Here is a 21445-nt window from a genome sequence, read left to right as displayed (position 1 = left end):
TGCCACATCGGGCTTACGCTTCTGCTTCTGCTTCGATTCAGTTTAGTTAATCTAAATATATCCGCAACAAAAAAATTGACCATCACTCAGCTCGATTCGAGTGTCGATAGTTTTACGCGTATACAACGACATCCGAATAAGATTGGCGATTTACGGAACTCGCTAAAAAATAGAAAATGCTAAGGATGCCGATATATAAATTAGTCCATTTAAATTATTTGGTGTCCGCGCCGGACTCCGATGCGCCGCGCTTCCTACGCCCTTTGGCTGCGCCGGCGGACTTGCCGGGCGTGGTATGTCAGCGTCCGCCTTGACAGCATGACCGTCGGCCGATTTGTCCCGTGGTGCGTTGGATGAAGAGAGCGCGTGGTTAAGCTTAGCGTCCCCGTTGTGCTTGTCGTAATCGATTTCCACGCTGCCTTCTGACTTCGACGTATGGCCGAGTATTTCCTTGGCAACGCGTATTTCCTCTTTCTGGCGGATCTTGCGTTTCAGTTCGCGCGCGCCGAACTCGGGCCGATAGCCGACTTCAACGAGGTATTCGGCGAGGTTCGGCGGGACAGTCCGAGTATATACAAGGCCATCCTCAGCTCCCTTGCCGGCCACATTCACGACCTTCTGCCGAAGCGCTTTGGGCGTGACGCCATGCGTGTTGAGCAGCGTGCCGGCGAGGCTATCGGACACCGCAGCGAGGACAACCAGCAAGTGGTCCGCGCCGAAGTACGAGTGGCCGAGAGCGCGCGATACCCGGAACGCAGTCTTCAGGCGTGGCGAGACAGTCATCTTGTCGCTCTGGGCATCGGGGCGACCGCCGCGCGGCGAGAGCACACTCATGCCGTCGATTGCGGGCGCCCAGATGATCTCGCCGTTGACGATGTGCCCGAGATGTTCGATAAGGGGATAGCCCCTCATCGCGCGCTTCGGCGCGGAGGAGCATGCAATAAGAGTCGTCGACCTCCGCGAGCTGCATCGCATCGAGCCCGTCGTTGATGACGGTCGGATTGTCGTCAACATTCTCAGCTAGCGTGATCGGCGAATTGGACGAATCGGGACGAATGGCCATGATGGCCGCCGCCGCGTAGCCGCCGAGAGAATAGCGCGGTCCTCCGCGAACGCAAGCTCCAACCGTATTCGTCAGGTTTTAACTTTTGAATGGCGCTTTCGAGCGCAAAGGGCGAGCCGGGCGGGAGCAATTCCTCTGTTGACATGACAGGCTCCTGAAAGTAAACCGGTCATCGATACGGTTCTGGTCGACGATGTCGGGCGCGCGCACTCATTCCATCAGGGGCGGATACCTGTGATGCTGACCTGCGAGCGCCCATAGACTCTCGCCTTTCAATGGCTATGTCTTTCAAGAAAAAATACCGACGTTTTCAAAATCGCACTGACGGGTGGCGCTCGGCGTTGTTGCAGAAATCCAGCCACTGCGCGGCGCGCTGACGCCTGTGTAAGATTGCCGTCGCGTGTGCTGCAGCGATTCGGGCAGAGTCTGCGTGTACAGACGTTGCAAGCGACCGTTGCCCGCTGCGCGCGACGGCGAGCCGTAGCATCTGGCCGTCGACAGCAACAGGCCTAAAGGTCTACAGCGTATGCGCAAGTGAAGAGCCATTTCCTGATACTCGCAGGCTGTGTTAAAGCGGACACCCCTACCAACACAGCAGAGGATCTGCTCAATGACAGCAAGACGAACGACCATCCGGCAACTGCCGCTGACCGAGGTCGTTGATCGCCACACACCCGGCGCGACGCCGGTCAGCATCACCACGCACGAGGGCGGCACTATCTATCACACAGTCCCGCTCGCAGACCCCGATACCGGCAGGCGGCGTAGTGACGCATCAAATTCGATCGTGGTTCTGTGACACCACTGAACGGGTCAAGGGCGGGCGAAGCCCGGCGAAGTGAACCCTTGTAGCGCCAGGATAAGCCTGGGAATGGAGGACGTATAAGCGGAAACCATTCGTTGCAATCCAGCGGGTTCAACTCCCGCCCGGTAAAGGTTAGCCACCAGCCGGAAGCGAGTCTTGCATGCGAGTGCGGCAACGCACTACTTGAAGCGTAGACAGCAGATACCGAAGCCGCGTGATTGAGTCTCGAAATCGCTAATGTTGGCGTCTTCAGTTTCAAGGGCCTGGGGACAGTACCGTGTTGCCGATAGGGTGAGGCAAAGACGGGCCGGCCGGGATCTGAGAGCGGGGCAAAGGTATGGGATGGATTGTCCAGGAACCTGGGAGATCCTGTGTTTGACCAACTCAAGCAGCCCTGAGCACGGGGCTAAATAAGCAGGGCAAGGCCCCGGTGGTCGTCACCGCCGCCGAGGGAGCGAACGAGGTGACACGAGTTGGGGCGGGGAAGCGAATCCATAAGCGACCCCGTAATCGGCGCAGGAAGTCTTAGTGCCCTGGTAGTACTGCCGACGTCGGGGAACGCCGCTCAGGCGGACCCGATCGAGGGAAGCGGGGCACCGTTGTTACAGAATCGCTCGTGAGAAACACGGAGGGTGCATTGAAACCGAAAAGCGTGTCAACGAAACAGGAGCGAATAGCCACGTTGGTGAGAAGCAATCCAGGAATGGCATTGACTTCTCTGAACCACTACATCGACTATGAGTGGATGCAATATGCCTACGAATGCACGCGCAAGGATGGCGCGGTGGGAGTCGATGGTCAGACGGCGGAAGAATATGCGGCCAACCTGGAGCAGAACCTTCGCAGCCTGATCAATCGGCTCAAGTCGGGCCATTACCAGGCGCCACCAGTACGCCGGCACTATATAGCCAAGGCGGATGGTGGGCAGCGTGGCTTAGGCATCCCCTCGTTTGAGGACAAGGTAGCGCAAAGGGCCATTGTGATGCTGCTGGAACCGATCTACGAGCAGGAGTTCTTTGACGGCTCGTACGGGTTCAGGCCGGGTCGCAGTGCGCATCAAGCGCTGCAAGCTGTCCGTGCCGGTGTGATGGGGCAGCGAGGTCGATGGGTATTAGACGTTGATGTCCGGAAATACTTCGATAGCATCGACCGAACCAGACTACGGGAGTTTCTGGCCAACAGAGTTACGGATGGCGTCGTGAGACGACTGATCGATAAGTGGCTCAAAGCAGGTGTGCTGGAGGACGGGCAGTTGTTCTACCCGGATAAGGGTACACCTCAAGGCGGGGTAATTTCACCGTGCCTGGCAAATGTCTTTCTCCACTATGTGCTGGACGAATGGTACAGCACACAGGTGGTAGCGCGACTGAAGGGAAAGAGCACGTTGGTGCGGTACTGCGACGACTTTGTGATGATCTTCGAATACAAAGAGGACGCGCAGCGGGTGTATGCGGTACTGGGAAAGCGGTTGGAGAAGTTCGGATTGCAATTGCATCCGGACAAGACCCGATTGGTCGATTTCCGGTACCGGACACCCAGCCACCAGCAACAGATGTTCGCGAAGACCTTCGACTTCCTGGGCTTCAAGCATGTCAGGGTGATGTCAAGGAATGGCAAACGCGCAATGCTTCAGAAGACGGCTAAAGACCGCTTGGCGCGCTCTCTCGATGCGTTCAAGCACCAATGTCGCCGCATGCGCCATTGGGCATTGCGAGAGCAACATGAACGGCTGTGTCGGATGTTACGTGGACACTATGCTTACTATGGCATAACCGGAAACGGTGGCAGTTTGAGTAGCCTGCATCACGCGGTCCTCCGCCTATGGCACAAGTGGCTGTCGCGCCGATCCCGGCAGAGCACCAGCTACCTGTCATGGGAAGCATTTTGCCGGATATTGGAGAGATTCCCTCTGCCACCACCGAGGATCGTCCATCGCTATGTACGTCCGTGAGCGAACCTGTACGACGAGGAACCGAGTGCCTTAATTGGGCTCGCTCGGGTCTGTGAGGGGCGAGGAGGGTAACCTCCTCGCCTACTCGGAACGCGCGATGGGTTGACACGCTCTAGCATGGTCGGACGCTCGGCTTTATCGGGCTTCCGACCATGCGAAACCTGTGGCGAAAGATGGACACTCCGACGGTCGTTCTGTCCACTTTTTGGGCTGATCTGATGGACACTCCGCAGACTGCTGATACCAGCATTTTCAAGGCTCCGGCTGATGTCCATTGTTTTTTTCTTGCGCGTAACGGCGAAGGCTAATGGAAGCTACGGAAAAGCGGTTACTCGTAACTACTGCACCTGGCGCAAGTCGCCAGCAGCGATCATGCTATTTCCGCATCATCGCCATTACAAGAAAATGAAAGGGAAGTGTGAGGAGCACGGTAGCGCCGATTCCGACGCACCAAAGGATTACCATCCACTTCAGGTTGTGCAGAAAACCGTGATGTCGATCTGATGGTTGCCGATTCATTGTCAAATACCCCTGGATTCTTCATTGTTCGCTCCGAATCTCGGAGCGTGACCAACGGACCCTTCGTGCCACCTGTGCTGAAGTTGCCACACTATTATGGCATCCGCATACAAGAGCACTCAACACCGGAATCAATTGCCGGAATCAATTGCGGCCTCGTTTTGAAATAGATCCGAACTGGAGTTTGCCGCCAGTACCTTTGCAGGGGAACAAGTCCCAGAGACGAAGCGAACTCGCGCCCGGACTTGATGAGCATGGCTCACCGATCGTCGCGACCAGCGCGGCCGTGGCTCTTGCCGATGCCGATTTTCCCGCGATCGCATGACACGCCGTTTTCCGCTTTTCGAGGCACAAAGCTGCTTCTTGAGCTGATCGATGTCTTCCTCAACCGCGCCGATGCGGCGCAACTGGTCGTTAAGATTAAGAACTGTTGGTCGTGGCAGTGCATCTAGGAGTTCTGCCATGCGCTCACTGATATCGCCGAGTCTCGCCACGCGTCCTGCGCAAAACGTTTTGCCGAACTCAAACAGCCCCTGCAACTGATTTATCTGCGGCGGCTGGAACTTGACGAGCAACGAGCGCAAACGGTGAAGGTTAGTATCGGTTGCTGACCTTCTGTCTTGGCAGCAACAGCGCGCATGCTGGGTTGCTGCACCGCAGTCCAGATCGCCCGGGCGTCCGCCGTGTCGGTCTTATTCGTTCACACGAGGTCGAATGAATTGAGCATGCTTAGCACCAAGCCGTGTCCGAGCGTCCGCATCTTACGCGCTCACCAGTGAGCACTCCGTACGCGCCGGCGGGGCGGGGCGCCGCGCCAAAAGATTTCTTCCCTGAAAATATCGCTTTGAGTAAGGTTTGAGGGCAACGGTTATGACGGCTGTACCTAAAGCGACCGGGTGTGTGAGGATGCTCGGACTCATATTGGGTGTGGCTGCCTCGTATCAGTTGCCAATCGACTTCGCCTTAATGCATCGATCAGAGGCCACCGCTGTCGAGACATTGCAGTGCCGAAAATAGACGTTGGTTTCTTAACGTGCCAAGATCCTCGCATGCAGAATGTCCGCGCGTGATGCGGGGTTGTCAGCAGTTAGCACTCGAAGTGCAAACCAGAGCTGTAGGATAGAAAAGAGCGCTACACGGTATCTTACGGAGATATCGGATGCGGAACTTATCAATCCGCGAAACGGAGACAACTGCGGGTGACTGTGGACAGACAGCGGCGCTGGGCATCGGCGAGGGCGACGCCTAAAGAGGTCGTTCGTCAAAGTGTCCCGGCACGCAGCTTTCCTCGTCAGTACGCGATGAGATTCAGGTCTCGCAACCTGATTGCCATTGCCGTGGTCGAGGGTCAAAAAAAGTGGGCCCTTGATTCGAAGCGGTTGTGGCCAAATCGGCCGGCGTGCGCGACTGCCATTGAGAACTCCTTCAGATCATGGCTTGAGGCCATCAAATCGTGCGCGCCGCGATGGCCAGCCAGGTGACAGGCGGTCAATTCATTCAGAACGAGTGGAACGTGCCCGAACCGACTTTGAGATTCGAGCTTTACTGCTTTTGCGGGTGCGAGCAGCAACGACGCAACAGGTCCGCCTCCTGTTCAAGCGGCGGCCTGGGCCCCATGTTCGCGCCCGTGAGCGGTCTATCGCGGTGTTGCTTCATGCCCAGTAGCGACCGGTGCAACAGCAGATGGCCAATTTAATGTGCCGCAGTAAACCGCTGCACTTCAAAAGGAAATGCAGCAGAAACGATAATGATCTGTCGGCCCACATAATCATGCCTGCTGTTTCAAACCGGACGCCGCGATTCGCGGACGGCATGATGTCGCGAACTTCGTAGGAGTAACCGCACTTTTCCGCCACCGCTTCAGGCGAGAAAATCTTCGGAACCGGCGGGATCCCGCAGGGTGCCTTAGCTTCGCCGCCTGCCATAATTCGAGCTGGAGATTTCTCACAGATCGAGCGATCTTGCTCGTGCCGCGCAGCGTCCATGGCGAACCTCCCGTATTGTGGCGACAAAGGTGGTTTTGATTATCGTGTACCACCTATAGTAGGTGGTACATAAAAACAATCAAAGTATAGCTTTGTGGCCCGTGGTCGACCATTGCATCCTCGAGAATCAGACCTGTAGCGAGCGCGGTGTAACGCACCGCTCTATTCAGGTTCCTCTGCGCTCGCATTCATGCGGTGCTGGCACGGCCTGGGACTTACCGGCCCGCAGGAATGTAGCCAAGACGCGGCGCCGGACGTCGTGCAAACCACAGGATGTAAGGCAATGGGAGCCAGCACGGGACGGGAATAGAGTTCAAAATATAATTGTACATACGTACAGTCAGTGTGCTATAAATTTAGACAAACGATAGGATCGTGGGTGAGAGCGCACGACAGTCGGGTATGCGATCGGCTAGGCTCGAAACGCACGACACGGACGTCCCCAAAGACGTTGCTGCTTGAAGGAGACACTGTATGTTCAGCCATCTTCGCTTTACCAAACTCAATTCCTCGACGCGGGTTACGGCGGTTCCTGACTCGGGTAAATGGCGCGCTATCGTTTCCAGACCAATGGCGCCCCTGCATTTGAACTCCGTTTCAGTCGGCACGTTTCGAGACCTGACCACGTTCGCGACAGACTTGCCTAGTTTGGCCGGGATGAGGGGCAGCGAATGCCTGCAGCCGTACCGCACGGCTTCGCTGATAGGGCGAGGCCTCAGGCGCGAGAGGCGATTCGCTGATTGAGACTTCTCTGCGTCTGCGTCACCTTTAGAGGGCAGTTCAAAAAGAGCTCGGAAGGGCTGTTTACTTTTCCACGAAACGGTTAACCTTGGATACCTGAACAACGGATCAAGGAATGCCGGCACCTATCATCGATGACGAATTGTGGGCACTGATCGAACCGCTACTTCCACCGCCCAAACCGCGACGCCAGCGATACCCTGGAAGGTTGCCGGTCTCGGACCGTGCAGCACTCAATGGCATCCTGCTTGTGCTGAAGACAGGAATGCGATGGAACCATCTGCCGACCCGGTTGGGCTTCGGCTCTGGAGCGACTTGTTGGCGTCGGTTGCACGACTGGCAGCAGGCCGGGGTGTGGGACAAGCTGCACGGGCTACTGCTCGACAAGCTGCGCGAATCTGGCCAGCTCGATTTCTCATATGCGGCTGTCGATTCATCGTCCGTGCGAGCCGTTGGGGCGGGCCAAAAACTGGGCCAAACCCCACCGATCGCGCACGACCAGGGTCCAAACACCACGTCCTCGTAGACGCGAACGGCGTTCCTGTCAGCGTGATCGTGACCGGCGCGAACCGCAATGATGTCACGCAACTGCTGCCGCTGGTCGACGCTATCCCGCCGATTCGCGGCACACGCGGCCGACCGCTTCGCAAACCCAAGGTCATCTACGCCGACCGTGGCTACGACTCCGACTCGCATCGCCGCCAACTTCGCGAGCGTGGAATCAGACCGGTCATCGCCAGGCGCCGCACCGAACACGGCAGCGGTCTCGGCAAGTTCCGTTGGGTCGTTGAACGGACTCATTCGTGGCTCCATGGTTTCCGGCGTCTTCGCATTCGCTTCGAGCGCCGATCTGACATTCACGAAGCATTCCTCAAACTAGCCTGCTCACTCGTCTGCTGGAACATCTTCAGCCGAACTGAGCAGCCTTTTTGAACTGCCCTCTTAGTAAATCAACGATGGAAAACATTGACCTTACGGTGTAAAGGCAGGTTCTTGAGTGGTCCGCGTCGGGACGTCGCTGCATGATTGCTACAGTGACTCGGACCTCGGGCTCATCCCCACGGCTTGTCGGTTCGATTCTCGGACTCGCAGAAGACGGCACGGTCGTCGGCTCTGTTTCGGGAGGCTGTATTGAGGACGATCTCATTCGGCAATACAGCAAGGTGGCCGGAAACTCGCTTCCACTAGGGCGGCCCATCCAACTGGTGTATGGCGTGACTGCGGACGAGGCTCACAGGTTTGGCTTGCCGTGCGGCGGAACGCTTGAGCTTGTGCTCGAATTCGACCCGTCGGCGGATGAGCTTGCCGTGCTGATCGAACTGCTCGATGCAGGGACTCTTGTAGAGAGAGTTCTTTCGCTTGTGGACGGAAAGGCCACCTTGGTAAGACCGCCGAAAACAACGGGTTTCGCGTTTGGCCCGACCAGCATTAGTAACGTGTTCGGCCCGTCGTATCGCATGCTGCTGATCGGGGCCACGCAAATGACCGACTATGTGGCCGCGATAGCGACGACATGTGGCTTTTCAGTGACGATATGTGATCCCCGGACTGAATACCAGGCGGTTACCCTGGAAGAACTTGGCGCGAAAATAACCAGGGAAATGCCAGACGACGCAGTGAAGGCTTTTTTTCCAGACCGACGATCATGCATTCTTGCACTCACGCATGATCCAAAACTTGATGATATGGCGCTCATCGCAGCACTGAGCAGCCGGGCTTTTTACGTTGGAGCCATCGGATCGCGCAGAAACGCTGATACGCGTGCACAGAGATTGAAAGAGCACTTTGAATTCACGGACGATCTTTTAGGGCGTCTGCAGAGTCCCGTCGGCATCTACATCGGAAGCAAGACACCGGCTGAGATTGCCGTTAGCGTGATGGCAGACGTTCTGGCTGCCAAAAATGGAGCGTTTGTTCACCCGGAGCAGCGGGTGGCAAGCGCCAAGCATCGTACCGAGCGCGAACTTTTCAATTTGACAGTACGTGAGAGCACGGTCAGCTCGGCGGGATGAACTGGCGCTCCAGCTACACCGTGACTAACGTGATGATCGCATTAATGCCTGCCGTTTAAGGTCCACAAACGCGTACGCGCAGATCGCTGTCGCGAGAGAGTCGATTGCCCGTACTGAGGGGCGACGTCCTGGCCGCGCCGAGGAGCGGCTATGGCACTCTGGCGTGGCGAACCAAGTGCTCGCACGCTACATCTCGAAATATTTGAGACATTGTTCCCAGTGTCTTTTCAACATTTCCTGCCCCCTCAAGGCAATCCAGTTGCCTGCAGCGGTCGGCATGCAAACCCGCGCGCCTCCTCGGCTGTCATCTCTACGATTACCCTGATCCGGGCTAGCTCTTGCAGTCGACCCGTGTGTCGCAAACTTGCCCCCTACGAGACAGAAGGTTTGCACGGAGCGACCGGCCACCCAACGACCGAATCGGAAATGCAAGGGACGTATCGAGATTGCGGCATGCCCTGTGGCGTGCACGGCCGGTCAAGGTTTACCCCACCAATGCGATTGTTGACATCGGATGCACCGGTGGGTACGCTGAATGCACATTGGATGCATTGAACGTTTTAAGTAGTTTGCCCTCACGCATCTGTGCCGACTTCACAACGAGCACAAGGCGGCCGACAACGGAGATATCCATGGAGACGCGCACGCGCTGGACGCTGGTTTGGCTGCTGTTTGTTGGGGGCGCTGTCAGTTATCTCGATCGAGCCGCGTTGTCCATTACCGCGCCGCTCATCACCAAAGAATTGCACCTTGGCCCAGCGCAACTTGGCATCGTGTTTAGCAGCTTCTTTGTTGGTTACGCAGTCTTCTGCTTCGTGGGAGGCTACGCGGCGGACCGGTTCGGACCCAAGCGGGTCCTGACTGTGTCGATGCTCGTCTGGTCGCTATTCTGCGGTCTTACTGCGGCCACGGTAGGCATCGCCAGTTTGCTGTTCGTACGCGTCATTTTCGGAATGGGGGAGGGCCCATTCTGCGCAAACATCAACAAACTGGTCTCGAACTGGGTTCCGCGCGAGCAACAGGCTAGCGCCATCGGCATAGCAAATTCGGGGCAGTCTGTCGGCGCAGCGATCGCAGGGCCTGTAGTGGGATTTATAGCGGTTAGCGCCGGATGGCGGACGTCCTTCGTCATCATCGCGTCAGTGGGAGTACTGTGGGTTTTCGCCTGGCATGCGCTTGCCAAAGACAGGCCAGACGTATCGCCCGACGCCTGTGACACTCCGGATGCCCCAGTCCTGGTGACCGAACAACGTTCCAATCCTGTCACCGGATCGCTAAGCGCATATCTGCTACGACCAGCCATTCTGGCGACGGCATTCGCGTTCTTCGGCTACGCGTACATCCTCTACTTTTTCCTTTCGTGGTTTCCTAGCTATCTGACGATGGAACATCATCTCAGCATCCAGAAGATGGCAGTCGTCACCGTGATTCCATGGGCGGTCGGTGCCACAGGGCTCATCGCCGGCGGCTGGGTATGCGATTTTCTGTTCCGAAAGACGGGCCGTGCGATTTTCGCCCGGAAGGTCGTGCTGATAACCAGCCTGGGTATCGGCGCCATCTGTATCGCCGCTACGGGCTCGGTGACGGGCCTAACCGGGGCCGTGACATTGATGGTCGTTGCCGTATTCTTTATGTACGCGTCCTATAACACCTACTTTGCCATTGTGCTCGATACGGTGGAAAAGGACCGTGTAGGAGCGGTAGGCGGCTTCGTGCACTTCATAGCCAATCTTGCGGGCATCGTGGCGCCTGCTCTCACGGGCTTTCTCGTTCAATGGTCCGGGAACTTCAAGAGCGCCTTTCTGCTGACTGGCGTGATCGCAGCGCTAGGTGCGATTCTGGTTGCCGCTTTCGTGCGGGCACCGAAGCGTGAGTTGCAATTCGAGCCGGGCATCGCCTGAATATGCATGACGACCGGATCATATCTTTGACTCTCCAGCGGAAACACGACCGTGACTCATTTCGCCACGATTGAAGAGTTGCGTGCACGCGCGAAGCGTCGCGTACCCAAGATGTTCTATGAATATGTCGATGCCGGCTCATGGACTGAATCAACCTATCGCGCAAACTCCAATGACTTTGCCGAACTCAAGTTCCGTCAACGAGTCGCTGTCGATTTCAGCCGTCGCAACCTCGCGACGACCATGGTGGGCCACCCCGTCTCGATGCCCGTCGCGCTGGCGCCAACGGGTATCGCTGGCATGCAATGCGCCGACGGTGAGATTCTTGCAGCTCGGGCGGCTGAACGCTTTGGTGTCCCTTTCACCTTGTCGACGGTCAGCGTGTGTTCGATCGAAGATGTCGCTGCACACACCAAGCAGCCTTTCTGGTTTCAGCTATACATGATGAAAGATCGGGTGTTCATCTCGGATCTCATCAAGCGAGCGGAGCTTGCCGGCTGTTCGACCCTCGTGCTCACGCTCGACCTGCAGATTCAGGGGCAGCGGCATAAGGATCTGCGTAACGGCCTGTCGACACCGCCGAAGCTCACTCTTCGCAATCTCGCACACCTGGCGCGCTATCCGACGTGGTGCGCAGGAATGCTGCGCACTTCCCGACGTACTTTCGGCAACATCGTCGGGCATGCACCGGGCGTCACAGGTATTGCTTCAATGGCTCAGTGGGCACTGAACCAGTTCGATCCGACGCTTACATGGAAAGACATCGACTGGGTGCGCAAGCAGTGGGGCGGCAAGCTCATCCTAAAGGGAATACTTGATCCAGAAGACGCGAAAATCGCACTTGGTTGCGGCGCTGACGCGCTAATCGTGTCGAACCACGGCGGTAGGCAACTCGACGGAGCTCCTTCGACGATTTCAATGCTGCCACGCATTGCCGATGCCGTTCAAGGCGACATTGAACTACACATGGATGGTGGTGTTCGCTCGGGGCAAGATGTGCTCAAGGCGATCGCGTGTGGCGCGCGGGCGGTCTATATCGGTCGCGCGTTCCTTTATGGATTGGGCGCCTTGGGCGAAGCAGGCGTTACACGGGCCCTAGAAATCATCCGCAGCGAACTGGACACGACAATGGCACTGTGCGGCGTCACTGACGTGCACGACGTAAATGGCCGGGTGCTCGTCGTTGGAGGCTATCGCCCGGTGGCGCGCGACATGCCGCACGTCACCGATACACAGGTCCGGGTACATGCCGTGTGAAACCGGCTCACTCGATTCGATGGAGAAGATTGCATGTTGAAGTCACTGACGCCAAAGCAGGTCGAGCACTTCGAGAAACATGGCTACGTCGCGCCGATTCGCGTGATGTCGACCCGGCAGGCACTTGAGTTGCGCAAGCGTCTCGAAGATTTCGAGCATTCAGACAGCGCGCTTGCGAAAAAAGCGTTGCATGTGAAAAGCCATCTTCTGTTTCCATGGCTAAATGACCTCGTGCGCAGCGATGCGGTCGTGAACGCAATCGAAGACCTGTACGGGGAGAATCTGCTCGTCTGGGCCAGCAGTTTTTTCATCAAGAACGGTAACGATCCAGCGTATGTATCGTGGCACCAGGATTCGACGTATTGGGGCTTGTCCAAGCCAGACGTGGTGACCGCCTGGGTCGCCCTAACCGAAAGCAACCGCTCGAACGGCGCAATGCAGGTTATTCCGGGCACGCATTTGCTCGATCAGATCCCACACCGTGACACGTTCTCCGAGAACAACCTGCTGACACGTGGTCAGGAAGTGGCCGTAGACGTCGACGAGTCGCAGGCCGTATCGATCGAACTCGAACCCGGCGAGATGTCGCTGCATCATGTCCGCATCGTGCATGGCTCGCCGCCCAATGCGTCGCCGAACCGGCGTATCGGTTACGCGATTCGCTACATTCCGACGTATGTACGGCAGATTCAGGGTGAGGACAGTGCGACTCTCGTGCGCGGCGTGGATACATATAACACGTTCGAGCATGAGCCAAGACCCACTGAAGAGCTGGACCCGGCCTTTGTCTCACTGCATCAGAAGATCGGCGAGCGCAACCTGAACATCTTGTATAAAGGCGCGGCGCAGCAGCAACAGTAAGCCTTTCGCTTGACTACATAAATCAGAGGCGGACCACAACTTGGCATTCAATGCGGCGGTACTCGTCGAGGCGGCCGGGCCGCTTCGAATCGAAGCACTCGATCTAACTGGGTTGGCGGACACGGATGTGGTGGTACGGGTGCGTGCCACTAGCCTCTGTCATACCGATCTCGAAGCGGTGCATGGCGACCTGCGAACGCCGCTTCCGTTCGTGCCGGGACATGAAGCCGCCGGGACCGTTGAATGGACCGGAAAGCGGGTGAGCAGCTTGTCGGTAGGGGATCCAGTTGTCACGTCGTGGAATCCGTACTGCAACGAATGCTTTTACTGTGCGAGACAGCAGACAATTCTGTGCCAGCCGTACCGGGACCAAGCCGCTCAGGCCTATCATTTCGACGGCAACCCACGACTTGTATGGCGGGATCAGCCCGTACACCAATTGATGTATTCAGGTAGTTTCGCGGAACTCTGCGTCGTCAGTGAAGCCTGCGCGATTCGCGTGCCGCCCGAGATGCCGATGAATCGCGCGTGCCTTATCGGTTGCGGTGTCATGACGGGGATGGGCGCAGTGAGGAATGTAGCAAAAGTAGAAGCGGGTGCGACCGTGACGGTTATCGGTTGTGGCGCAGTCGGTCTATCAGCGGTGCAGGGGGCGGGCATGGCGGGGGCGGAGCTCATCATTGCAATAGATCGGCAACCGGGCAAGCTGGAGCTCGCGAGGTCGCTTGGTGCGACACACACACTTGCCGTGGATGATTCGATGGCCGCGTTGTACGCGGAGCTCACCCAGGGACGAGGCGCCGATTATGTATTTGAAGCCGCCGGCAATCCCAGTGCATTCCGCGCGAGCATCGATCTTGTGCGACCCGGTGGACAGGTTGTATGGCTTGGCAAGCTGCCGGCCGATCAAGAGATGTCATTTCGTTGGGGCGCGCTGATGGGCGAAAAACGGATCGTGCGATCGAGCTACGGCGGGGCGCGGCCCGCGCGTGATTTTCCTGCATTAGCTGCTGCATACCTCGATGGCACCTTGAAGCTCGACGAATATGTTACGTCGACGATTGCGCTTGGCGATGTGAATGTGGGCCTTGAGCGCCTGTCTTCGGGCCAGGATATCCGCGCTGTGATTGAGTTCTGACGATGCGCCACCCACCCATGCAACCCGGCTGGATCGACGCGCCGCACCGTGAGGCGGAACTGGGATGTTTTGCGCTCGAGTCAGGCGAGTGCATCGAGGATTTGCATCTGTCCTATGTTGTACATGGCAACCTGGAAGATCGCTCCAAGCCGGTGATTCTTGGTCTATGCGCAATCGGAAGCACACATCACAGGCTGGACTTTCTACTCGGTGCCGATCGCGCGCTTGATCCAGGGCGGTACACGGTCGTCGTCATTGACGCACTTGGCAACGGGCTGTCAAGTTCTCCCTCTAATTCGGCGACGCAGTCGGGTGAACAGTTTCCACGCTTCTCGATTCGCGACATGGTTCAAAGCCAGAAGCTGTTACTAGACCATCTTCGTGTCGAAAAACTGCATGCTGTGGTCGGAGCCTCGATGGGCGGTATGCAGGCTTTACAATGGGGAGTATCCTTTCCCGCTGTCATGTCCCATATCGTCGCGCTCACGCCAATGGCGAAAACCGCACCCTGGTCAAGGGCGATGAATGAAGCGGGACGGTTGGCGCTGGCTGCAGCCAACCGTAATCGCGATGGTGAGGTCGAGTGGTCGACGTGGGTCGCAATCATGCACGTGTTCGCCATGCGCACGCCGACACGCTTCGCAGGCGACGTTGCCCAGAGCGACAGCGTGCAGGACTGGCTGATGCGCCGCACGCAATGGTGGCGCGAACAAAAATGTGATCCGCTTGATTGGACCTACCAGTCGTTGGCCTACGACGACCACGACGTCGGAGGCACGCCTGGCTTTGCGGGCGACACGGTGAAGGCGCTCGCTTCGATTACCGCCCGGACGTTGGTCTGCGTGCCGCAGATCGATCTTTACAACCCGGTGGAGGACGCCCTATGGGCAGCGGAACGGATATGCGACTGTCTAGTGCTGCGACTTCCGTTCCACAGCGGCCATCTCATGGCGTCGGAAGCCGATCCCGATGCTGCCGCACGCCTTAACGAGGATATTGCACGTTTCATATCGTGACATCTCGGACACGGGGCGGCTCGCCCTGTACTCGCAAGAGCCGTCGGGGTATTGTTCGGGCAAAGCCCTGCAAATTGCTACTAAGATGAGTCACTTATCCGCCACAGACAATGACGCGGCGACCTCGGAACCGGAAAGCGGAGGGTCGATCCAGCAGCGAACCTACGGGTTGTTGCGGGAAATGATTGAAGATGGACGCATTGCGCCTGGCGAAAAGCTGCTTGAAGCGCAGGTTGCGAAGTCGTTCAGTATTGGCCGATCGCCGGCCCGTATTGCGCTCGCCGCACTGTGCGCCGACGCCTTTCTTACGGAAAGCGAGGGGCGAGGGTATCTCGTCGCCGGCAAGGCGACCAGCGCATGCGCCGGCAAAATCGCGACACTGGACAAACTCGAGCTGGCGGGAGAGCCGCAATGGCAAAAGATGTACGCAGCGGTTGAACGCGAACTCTGCACCCGAGTTCTGTTTGGCTCTGTACGCATTACCGAAGAGCGACTCGCGCAGTATTTCGACGTCAGCCGCACCGTGGCGAGAGGTGTCATGGCCCGCATGCATAGCGTCGGTACGCTATCAAAGGACAAAGGAGGGCATTGGGTAGCCGAGCAAGTCACAGCCGCACGCATCGGGCACCTGTTCGAAATGCGGCGTCTTCTGGAACCTACCGCGCTGAAGCACGCTGCGCCTCACGTGTCGCGGGCGTGGCTGCAAGCAGTGCGCGACAAGCTGGTGTACCAGATCGCTCAGGACCGACGCGGCGCGGTGGAAATGGACGAGGCTGAAACTGATTTGCACATCGAGCTTCTTTCTCATTGCCCCAACAAGGAAATCACCATCGCGTTGGCTCGCACCCACGTGCTGTTCGTTCCAACTCGATACCTTGGCGACCCGTACCTGCAGATACCGGGACAACTCATCAACTACGCCTTCACGGAGCATCTTCAGGTCATCGACGCGTTGCTGGCTGGCAAGCCGGATCAAGCCGCGCAGATTCTTCAGGACCATATTCGCGAAGCGGATACGCGATGGATGCTGCGCTTCGAGATCGTCAGCCGCATGCGGCAGCCGGAGTTGCCTTCCTATCTAACGCAATTGTAAGAGAGTGCATAGCGACAGACGTCGCGCTTCCGTCTGTGCCTTGTTGTTTGGAGCAGCAAGATTGTCGCGGGGTTCTGGCTCGTCTATGGCACAGTCTCAATGCATCTCCGGTCACTTGCATGCTACTGCTCGCCGGATCAAATTAGGCTGACGGCTTTCGGCTAAATCGTAAACACCGCATCGTACGAGCAGTTTCGGGCGCCGCAGCAATGGCCAACAACGACGCGAAAGCCGTAGCAGCGACGAAAATCGAAATTGGTATTGTTGTTCCAAATTTCTGAAATAACCATATCGACGTGACCGGGATGAGACCGCCCAGCGCCCCGGTCAGGTGATACGCAAGCGATGCGCCCGTATAGCGCACCTCTGCCGGAAACAATTCCGATAGGAATGCCCCCTGCACACCGTGTAGTATCGAGGCACACACAAGACCTACTGCCATCCCGATAGCTATCGGAATAGGGCGCCCCGTATCGAGCAAGGGAAAAAACGCAAATCCCCAGACGCCGATCGCAACGGCCGATAGCGCGTAGAGTGGCCGCCTTCCCCAAATATCCGACGCAATGCCGGACATTACTATCACCGGGACGGATAGTGCGCCCCCAATGATCGTGCCGTCCAGGCCAAGTGTCGGTGGTGTTTGCCTAGCCGCCAGATATGCGAGTCCAACGATCGTAAAGGTGTAATAGCCGCTGAACGACACAGCCGTCATGCCTATAGCGATTAGAAGTCGCCTACGATGGGTTGAAAGTGTCGTGAGCAAAGGTGCGCGTGCTATTCTGCTTTTTCGCCGAAGCTCTTGAAATACCGGTGTCTCGGGAACGGACACCCGCAAATAGATTCCCACGGGAAGGAGAAACAAACTCAGCAGAAAAGGGATACGCCAGCCCCAGTCGATGAAGTCGGCGCTCGTTAGGCCCGCAGCGATGCTTGCCATTACACCGTTGGCAAGCAATAAACCAAGCGGTGATCCCATCGCTACAAAACTCGTGGCGCGCCCTCGTCGAGTGTCTGCGGAGTGTTCTCCGGTGAGGGCAGCCGCGCCGCCCCATTCACCGCCCATGGCGGCGCCCTGGATAAATCGCAACCCTATAAGAGCCAACGGCGCGAGAATTCCTACTTGCTCAAACGTGGGCAAGAACCCCATGAAGAACGTTGCTGCTCCCATCAGGATGAAGGTTAACAGGAGTGTTTGCCGACGACCGATCCGATCCCCAAGATGTCCGAACAGGATCGCGCCTAATGGACGAGCGATAAACCCGACCGCGAAAGTCGACAAGGCTAGTAGTACTCCAGCCCCATGAGAAGCTGTGGGAAAGAAGATTCTCCCGAGCGCCAATGCGGCAACCGTCCCGTACACAATGAAATCGTAATATTCCAATGTCGTACCGACGGTCGCGGCGACAAGCACGGATTTCGGCGTCGGTGCGGCTCCGGACAGTACCATCGCGTTAAACGCAGGCTCTGATTCCATTCGACTATTTGATTGCTCGTCTTCCATACCTGGATGGATCGCCCACATAGTCCGTACCGCCATCAATCTTATATACAATCTACTCAAATTATGGCCGGAGGAAGATCCATAATTAGGACGAGGACAATATTTGGGCCCCGCACGTGCCCTCGTCACCTACATCGGAAACTGCAGTCCATGACCAATTGATTGCCGCAGTCGCAGTGATTCACAGCAAACGTAGGCGGCAGCAACAGCACCGAACGTGTCGCTATCCGCACATTAGTGGCCCATTTGGCAAAACAATAAATCGCCTTTTAGAAGGAACGGCAACCATTCATGTCGTTTTTCTGCGACGGCACGCGCACCCAATGCTACGGCTCCAGCCGATGGCTCCTTGTTTTCCTTAGGCGGATGACCGGCTGCGAACTTCGCTGCCGCCTCGGCCAAGGTCGCGAAGTTAAATGTGTACCGATTGGCCAAGCTTAAAGTGCGGCCAACAGGGACGTGAATACCTGGAACAGGGAAGCACTGTTGCCAAAACTGCCTCAATGAAGTTCGCGAGCAATATCGATAGTCTGCCTCGCGCGCGAGGCTGCCCAGGTAGGGCGAAGTGATTCCCGCCCGATGGGCGACGAGGTCGTTAGTCAGGTTGACCGTACACTACATGCTGCCGCCGTTTGAGCGTGCGGCCTTACGGGTGAGTGTGCCCGGCATATTGATCCGACCACAAATGATAAGCGCGAACGGTCCAATTTCCTCGCAGGAGACCCGTGCCAGAGCGGTCGCCATCGTCCGGTGGCGGCCGAGTGTGCCGCAGAGAGGCCCGTATGCGCAAATCACGCGGTCAAGCAGCCAGGTCAGCGCGGTACCGACCACAAACAGCAGCACGACGGCGGGTAGATCCGCGTCGAAAACGGCAACTTCACGTGGCATGGCGCACCTCTTCTTGCGACTCGCTTCGCTTGTCGACCAGCGTTTCCAGCGGAGATTGCGGATCGAGCAATGAAGTACGAGCGAAATGCAGTTGACTCAAGATGCGTTGCAACCGGTCACGCTCCTCGCACGCTGGTGTGAACGTCGCCAGCACCTGCTGGACTGCGGCGATTGCCTCGCTCGTCGCGGCAAGGGCATTGGCCAGCCGGTCCGCGCATGGCCGGTCGAACAGTGCCGCCACGGCGTCACGCATCTTGCGCTCGGCGACACGCCACGGCATCGAGGCGGCATAGCGTGGATCTTTTGGCAGCGACGCGATCTCGCCGCGCATGTCGATCATCGCGTGGCCCACTTCGAGCACCGCGAACATCCAACGCAATGTGTCCCGTTTGAACTCGGGCTCTGTCGGAGCTAACGCGTTGATCTGGAACGTGAGATCCCGCGTGCCACTCTCAAAGCGGGAGCGCAGCGGTGCGAGGCGGGAGAGACAAGCCGTCACGACCTGACGGCGTAGGTCTGTCAGCAGATGGTTGCGCATCCACGGCAGCGACGGCGGCAGCAGCAGCGCGTACGCGGCGGAGCATGCCATCATCGCGACGAATATCGCGATGGCGTCGTTGATCAGACCGCTCGGATCGTATCTGACGACGTTGTCCGGGCCCGCGAGAAAGGCGAAAACGATGCAGTAGCCGACGCCATAACCGGCCAGCTTCGGTCGAGTCGTCATGAACACGCCGAGCAGCAGGAAGGGTGTCAGCGCAGCGCACAGCATCGGAAATCCATCCACTCGTGGATAAACGCCAAACACGGCGATCATCGCCATTATCGAAGACAATACCGTGCCTCCGGCCATCTGAAACACCGCACGCGTCGGATTTGGCGCAGAGGACGCCAGTGCACAGACGGCCGTACCCAAGGACAGCAATGTTAGTCCACTTGGCCACGCGCTCTCGATCCAGAACGTACCGAGCGCAAGAATCACGATCGCTGCGCGCAAACCTGCGACGCCTGCGGCAAGCGTGTTGGTCTTCGGCGCGTAACCCGCAATCCATCGCTCGCGCTCGTGTGTATCTACGGCGAGCGACGCATAGGTAGCCGTATAAGCGTGCAGATCGTCTAAGAAGCGGTAAAGCAGCTCTGAAGCCGTATCGAAGTCGAGTAGCGTCGCACCCGGACACGCTTCCAGTTCGGCGCGCTCCGCCTGGAGGCGCGCTGGTAGCGTAGCTTTATAGGTTTCGAGCTGAGCCGCCGCATGCGTGGCGTCGGCCGCGCTCAATATCGGTTCGCCGGACTTCGCAAGAAGCGGCGCGACTTCCTTCAGGAACGGGTCGAGTGCGTCGATCGTCGTCGAGGCGCCTGCCGCGTGTAGACGGTTCTTTAACTGATGCAGCGCGTGAAAGCGCGTCGATGCAGTCATGAATTCGCTGTTAAGGCGCAACAGGCGGCCGCGTCTCATACGTGAGCTCGGGGTTTCGAAGACGGCGACACTCCTGGCTGCTTCGAAACCGACGATCTCCGCGACGAAGCGCGCGTTAGTAGTTTCGATCTGGGATCGGTCGACCCGGCCCGACAACGACGCCGACAGATAGGCAACGAATGCGCTAAACCGAGTGCGCACGGCGCTACGCACTTGTTCCCCGGTGAACTTTGGCAGAACCAGACCGCTGACCGCGCCGGAGCAAACAATGCCGACAACAATCTCGGCCGCCCGTGTCATTGCCGACAGGAACGCGCCGTCCGGATTTAGAGATGCGGGAAAACCGACCAATGCAGCGGTGTACCCGGCCAGCACAAAGCCGTAGGAGCGGAAGCTACGGTTGCGCGCGGCACCAGCGGTGCAAACGCCCACCCAGATCGCGATTGAACCGATAAACAGTTCGGGCTGCTGTGCGAACAACCCGATCAAGGCGAGAGCGACAACAAGCCCGACCAGCGTTCCACAGATTCGGTAGAAACTTTTCGCCAGCACCATGCCGCTTTGGGGCTGCATCACGATGAACACCGTGATCATCGCGGTGCGAGGCTGCGGGAGATCGAGTTTCATTGCGACGAACAGCGAGAGGAATGTCGCCGCCAGCGCCTTGAACAGGTAGATCCACGTGAGGCCGTCGGTACTCGCCCAATCGGCCACGGCGGCCCGAAGGGATGCAATAGTTGTCGCATAATGCGAGATGGGGGAGGGGGCGGACATGTTTACTCCGATAATTTCTGGCCAGTCGTCTCAAGAGGCATCTTTGCCGGTGCTAGCGACGCCAATACTGGACGCTGGTGAGGTGTTTGCCGCCTTGCTACGATCACGCGCCGGGAGAACTGCGTCTTTCTTCGGGAGGTCGCCTGAATCGGCGAGGCCGCCGCCGAGCGCCGTCATCAGAGAAGCGTGGGCACCCAGCCGCTCGGCCTGCACGCGCGCAACGCGTTCCCGCGCGTGCAGCAACTGGTTCTGCTCCACCAGCACATTCGGGTATTCCGTCAGACCCCGCCGGTAGCCTTCCTTCGGCGGCGTGACCGCAACGGAGGCTCCAGTAATGCTTCTGCGGCAGGCGCGTCTGGCCGTCGACTTATGGGGTTTCACAATGACCGGCATGGATTCCATAGCGGCATCCGTTTATCCGTTTGTCGGTTGGCACATTACGGTAAAAGGGATGCGTGTACGACATGCCTTTGGGTTACGCGTATGTTCAATGCTCCGATCAGCGAACGATGGCGGATTGCAG

At 57.8% G+C, this 21445-nt stretch carries 17 protein-coding genes and 4 pseudogenes; 13 read left to right on the top strand and 8 right to left on the bottom strand.

All coding sequences use genetic code 11. The features are described from left to right. Positions 1-162: 162 nt before the first annotated feature. A pseudogene (locus tag ACSQ36_RS25480) lies at positions 163-804 on the bottom strand (Clp protease N-terminal domain-containing protein); the annotation flags it as partial. 6 nt (positions 805-810) lie between these two features. Next, positions 811-912 (bottom strand): annotated as a pseudogene (locus tag ACSQ36_RS25475) (encapsulin); the annotation flags it as partial. 761 nt (positions 913-1673) lie between these two features. On the opposite strand from ACSQ36_RS25475, the gene ACSQ36_RS25470 reads away from it, so the two are divergent. The 3 genes from ACSQ36_RS25470 to ACSQ36_RS25460 all read left to right on the top strand — a co-directional run bounded on the left by ACSQ36_RS25470 (position 1674) and on the right by ACSQ36_RS25460 (position 4323). Continuing rightward, a complete protein-coding gene (locus tag ACSQ36_RS25470; RefSeq protein ID WP_301782629.1) occupies positions 1674-1862 on the top strand; it encodes a hypothetical protein in 189 nt (62 codons plus the stop codon). 709 nt (positions 1863-2571) lie between these two features. Then, the gene (ltrA, locus tag ACSQ36_RS25465) at positions 2572-3819 is read left to right on the top strand and encodes a group II intron reverse transcriptase/maturase (RefSeq protein WP_436184085.1); all 1248 of its coding nucleotides are present in this window, start codon (positions 2572-2574) and stop codon (positions 3817-3819) included. 267 nt (positions 3820-4086) lie between these two features. Then, the gene (locus ACSQ36_RS25460; RefSeq protein ID WP_436184084.1) at positions 4087-4323 is read left to right on the top strand and encodes a hypothetical protein; all 237 of its coding nucleotides are present in this window, start codon (positions 4087-4089) and stop codon (positions 4321-4323) included. Positions 4324-4858: 535 nt separating this feature from the next. On the opposite strand, the pseudogene ACSQ36_RS25455 reads toward ACSQ36_RS25460, so the two are convergent. Both ACSQ36_RS25455 and ACSQ36_RS25450 read right to left on the bottom strand, forming a co-directional pair. Further along, a pseudogene (locus ACSQ36_RS25455) lies at positions 4859-5035 on the bottom strand (IS110 family transposase); the annotation flags it as partial. A 955-nt stretch (positions 5036-5990) separates the two neighbouring features. Continuing rightward, positions 5991-6323, bottom strand: a complete 333-nt coding sequence (locus ACSQ36_RS25450; protein ID WP_436184083.1) for a hypothetical protein — start codon at positions 6321-6323, stop codon at positions 5991-5993. Between the two features lie 856 nt (positions 6324-7179). On the opposite strand from ACSQ36_RS25450, the gene ACSQ36_RS25445 reads away from it, so the two are divergent. The 10 genes and pseudogenes from ACSQ36_RS25445 to ACSQ36_RS25400 all read left to right on the top strand — a co-directional run bounded on the left by ACSQ36_RS25445 (position 7180) and on the right by ACSQ36_RS25400 (position 16342). Next, positions 7180-7590, top strand: a complete 411-nt coding sequence (locus tag ACSQ36_RS25445; protein WP_062093255.1) for an IS5/IS1182 family transposase — start codon at positions 7180-7182, stop codon at positions 7588-7590. Then, complete coding sequence (locus ACSQ36_RS25440; RefSeq protein WP_414955079.1) at positions 7482-7997, top strand: IS5 family transposase; 516 nt, start codon at positions 7482-7484, stop codon at positions 7995-7997. Before ACSQ36_RS25445 ends, ACSQ36_RS25440 begins: the two co-directional genes overlap by 109 nt. A 77-nt stretch (positions 7998-8074) precedes the next feature. Beyond that, positions 8075-8218 (top strand): annotated as a pseudogene (locus tag ACSQ36_RS25435) (XdhC family protein); the annotation flags it as partial. 303 nt (positions 8219-8521) lie between these two features. Continuing rightward, positions 8522-9076 (top strand): XdhC family protein, encoded by a 555-nt coding sequence (locus ACSQ36_RS25430; protein WP_436184943.1) that lies wholly within the window; start codon positions 8522-8524, stop codon positions 9074-9076. A gap of 632 nt (positions 9077-9708) precedes the next feature. Then, positions 9709-10977: an MFS transporter gene (locus tag ACSQ36_RS25425; RefSeq protein ID WP_436184082.1), complete on the top strand. Its 1269-nt coding sequence runs from the start codon at positions 9709-9711 to the stop codon at positions 10975-10977. 51 nt (positions 10978-11028) lie between these two features. Next, positions 11029-12234, top strand: a complete 1206-nt coding sequence (locus ACSQ36_RS25420) for an alpha-hydroxy acid oxidase (protein ID WP_436184081.1) — start codon at positions 11029-11031, stop codon at positions 12232-12234. Positions 12235-12267: 33 nt separating this feature from the next. Beyond that, a complete protein-coding gene (locus tag ACSQ36_RS25415) occupies positions 12268-13095 on the top strand; it encodes a phytanoyl-CoA dioxygenase family protein (protein ID WP_436184080.1) in 828 nt (275 codons plus the stop codon). Positions 13096-13135: 40 nt separating this feature from the next. Beyond that, entirely contained in the window at positions 13136-14233 is a 1098-nt protein-coding gene (locus tag ACSQ36_RS25410) for a Zn-dependent alcohol dehydrogenase (RefSeq protein WP_436184079.1), read from the top strand. 2 nt (positions 14234-14235) lie between these two features. After that, positions 14236-15249, top strand: a complete 1014-nt coding sequence (locus ACSQ36_RS25405; RefSeq protein ID WP_436184078.1) for an alpha/beta fold hydrolase — start codon at positions 14236-14238, stop codon at positions 15247-15249. A gap of 85 nt (positions 15250-15334) precedes the next feature. Further along, positions 15335-16342, top strand: a complete 1008-nt coding sequence (locus ACSQ36_RS25400) for an FCD domain-containing protein (RefSeq protein ID WP_436184077.1) — start codon at positions 15335-15337, stop codon at positions 16340-16342. 142 nt (positions 16343-16484) lie between these two features. Here ACSQ36_RS25400 and ACSQ36_RS25395 read toward each other — a convergent pair whose 3' ends face one another. The 4 genes from ACSQ36_RS25395 to ACSQ36_RS25380 all read right to left on the bottom strand — a co-directional run bounded on the left by ACSQ36_RS25395 (position 16485) and on the right by ACSQ36_RS25380 (position 21324). After that, positions 16485-17843, bottom strand: a complete 1359-nt coding sequence (locus ACSQ36_RS25395) for an MFS transporter (protein ID WP_436184076.1) — start codon at positions 17841-17843, stop codon at positions 16485-16487. A 615-nt stretch (positions 17844-18458) separates the two neighbouring features. Beyond that, on the bottom strand, positions 18459-18731 hold the full coding sequence (locus tag ACSQ36_RS25390; RefSeq protein WP_436184075.1) for a hypothetical protein: 273 nt from the start codon (positions 18729-18731) through the stop codon (positions 18459-18461). After that, a complete protein-coding gene (locus tag ACSQ36_RS25385; protein WP_436184074.1) occupies positions 18721-20922 on the bottom strand; it encodes an FUSC family protein in 2202 nt (733 codons plus the stop codon). The genes ACSQ36_RS25390 and ACSQ36_RS25385 overlap by 11 nt, the downstream gene beginning before the upstream one ends. A 30-nt stretch (positions 20923-20952) precedes the next feature. Continuing rightward, on the bottom strand, positions 20953-21324 hold the full coding sequence (locus ACSQ36_RS25380) for a hypothetical protein (RefSeq protein WP_436184073.1): 372 nt from the start codon (positions 21322-21324) through the stop codon (positions 20953-20955). Between the last annotated feature and the right edge of the window lie 121 nt (positions 21325-21445).

The organism is Caballeronia sp. LjRoot34 (genome assembly GCF_964253815.1).
GTDB lineage: Bacteria > Pseudomonadota > Gammaproteobacteria > Burkholderiales > Burkholderiaceae > Caballeronia.
The sequence above is the reverse complement of the archived record's forward strand: the minus strand, read 5'-3'. Positions and strand labels throughout refer to the sequence as shown.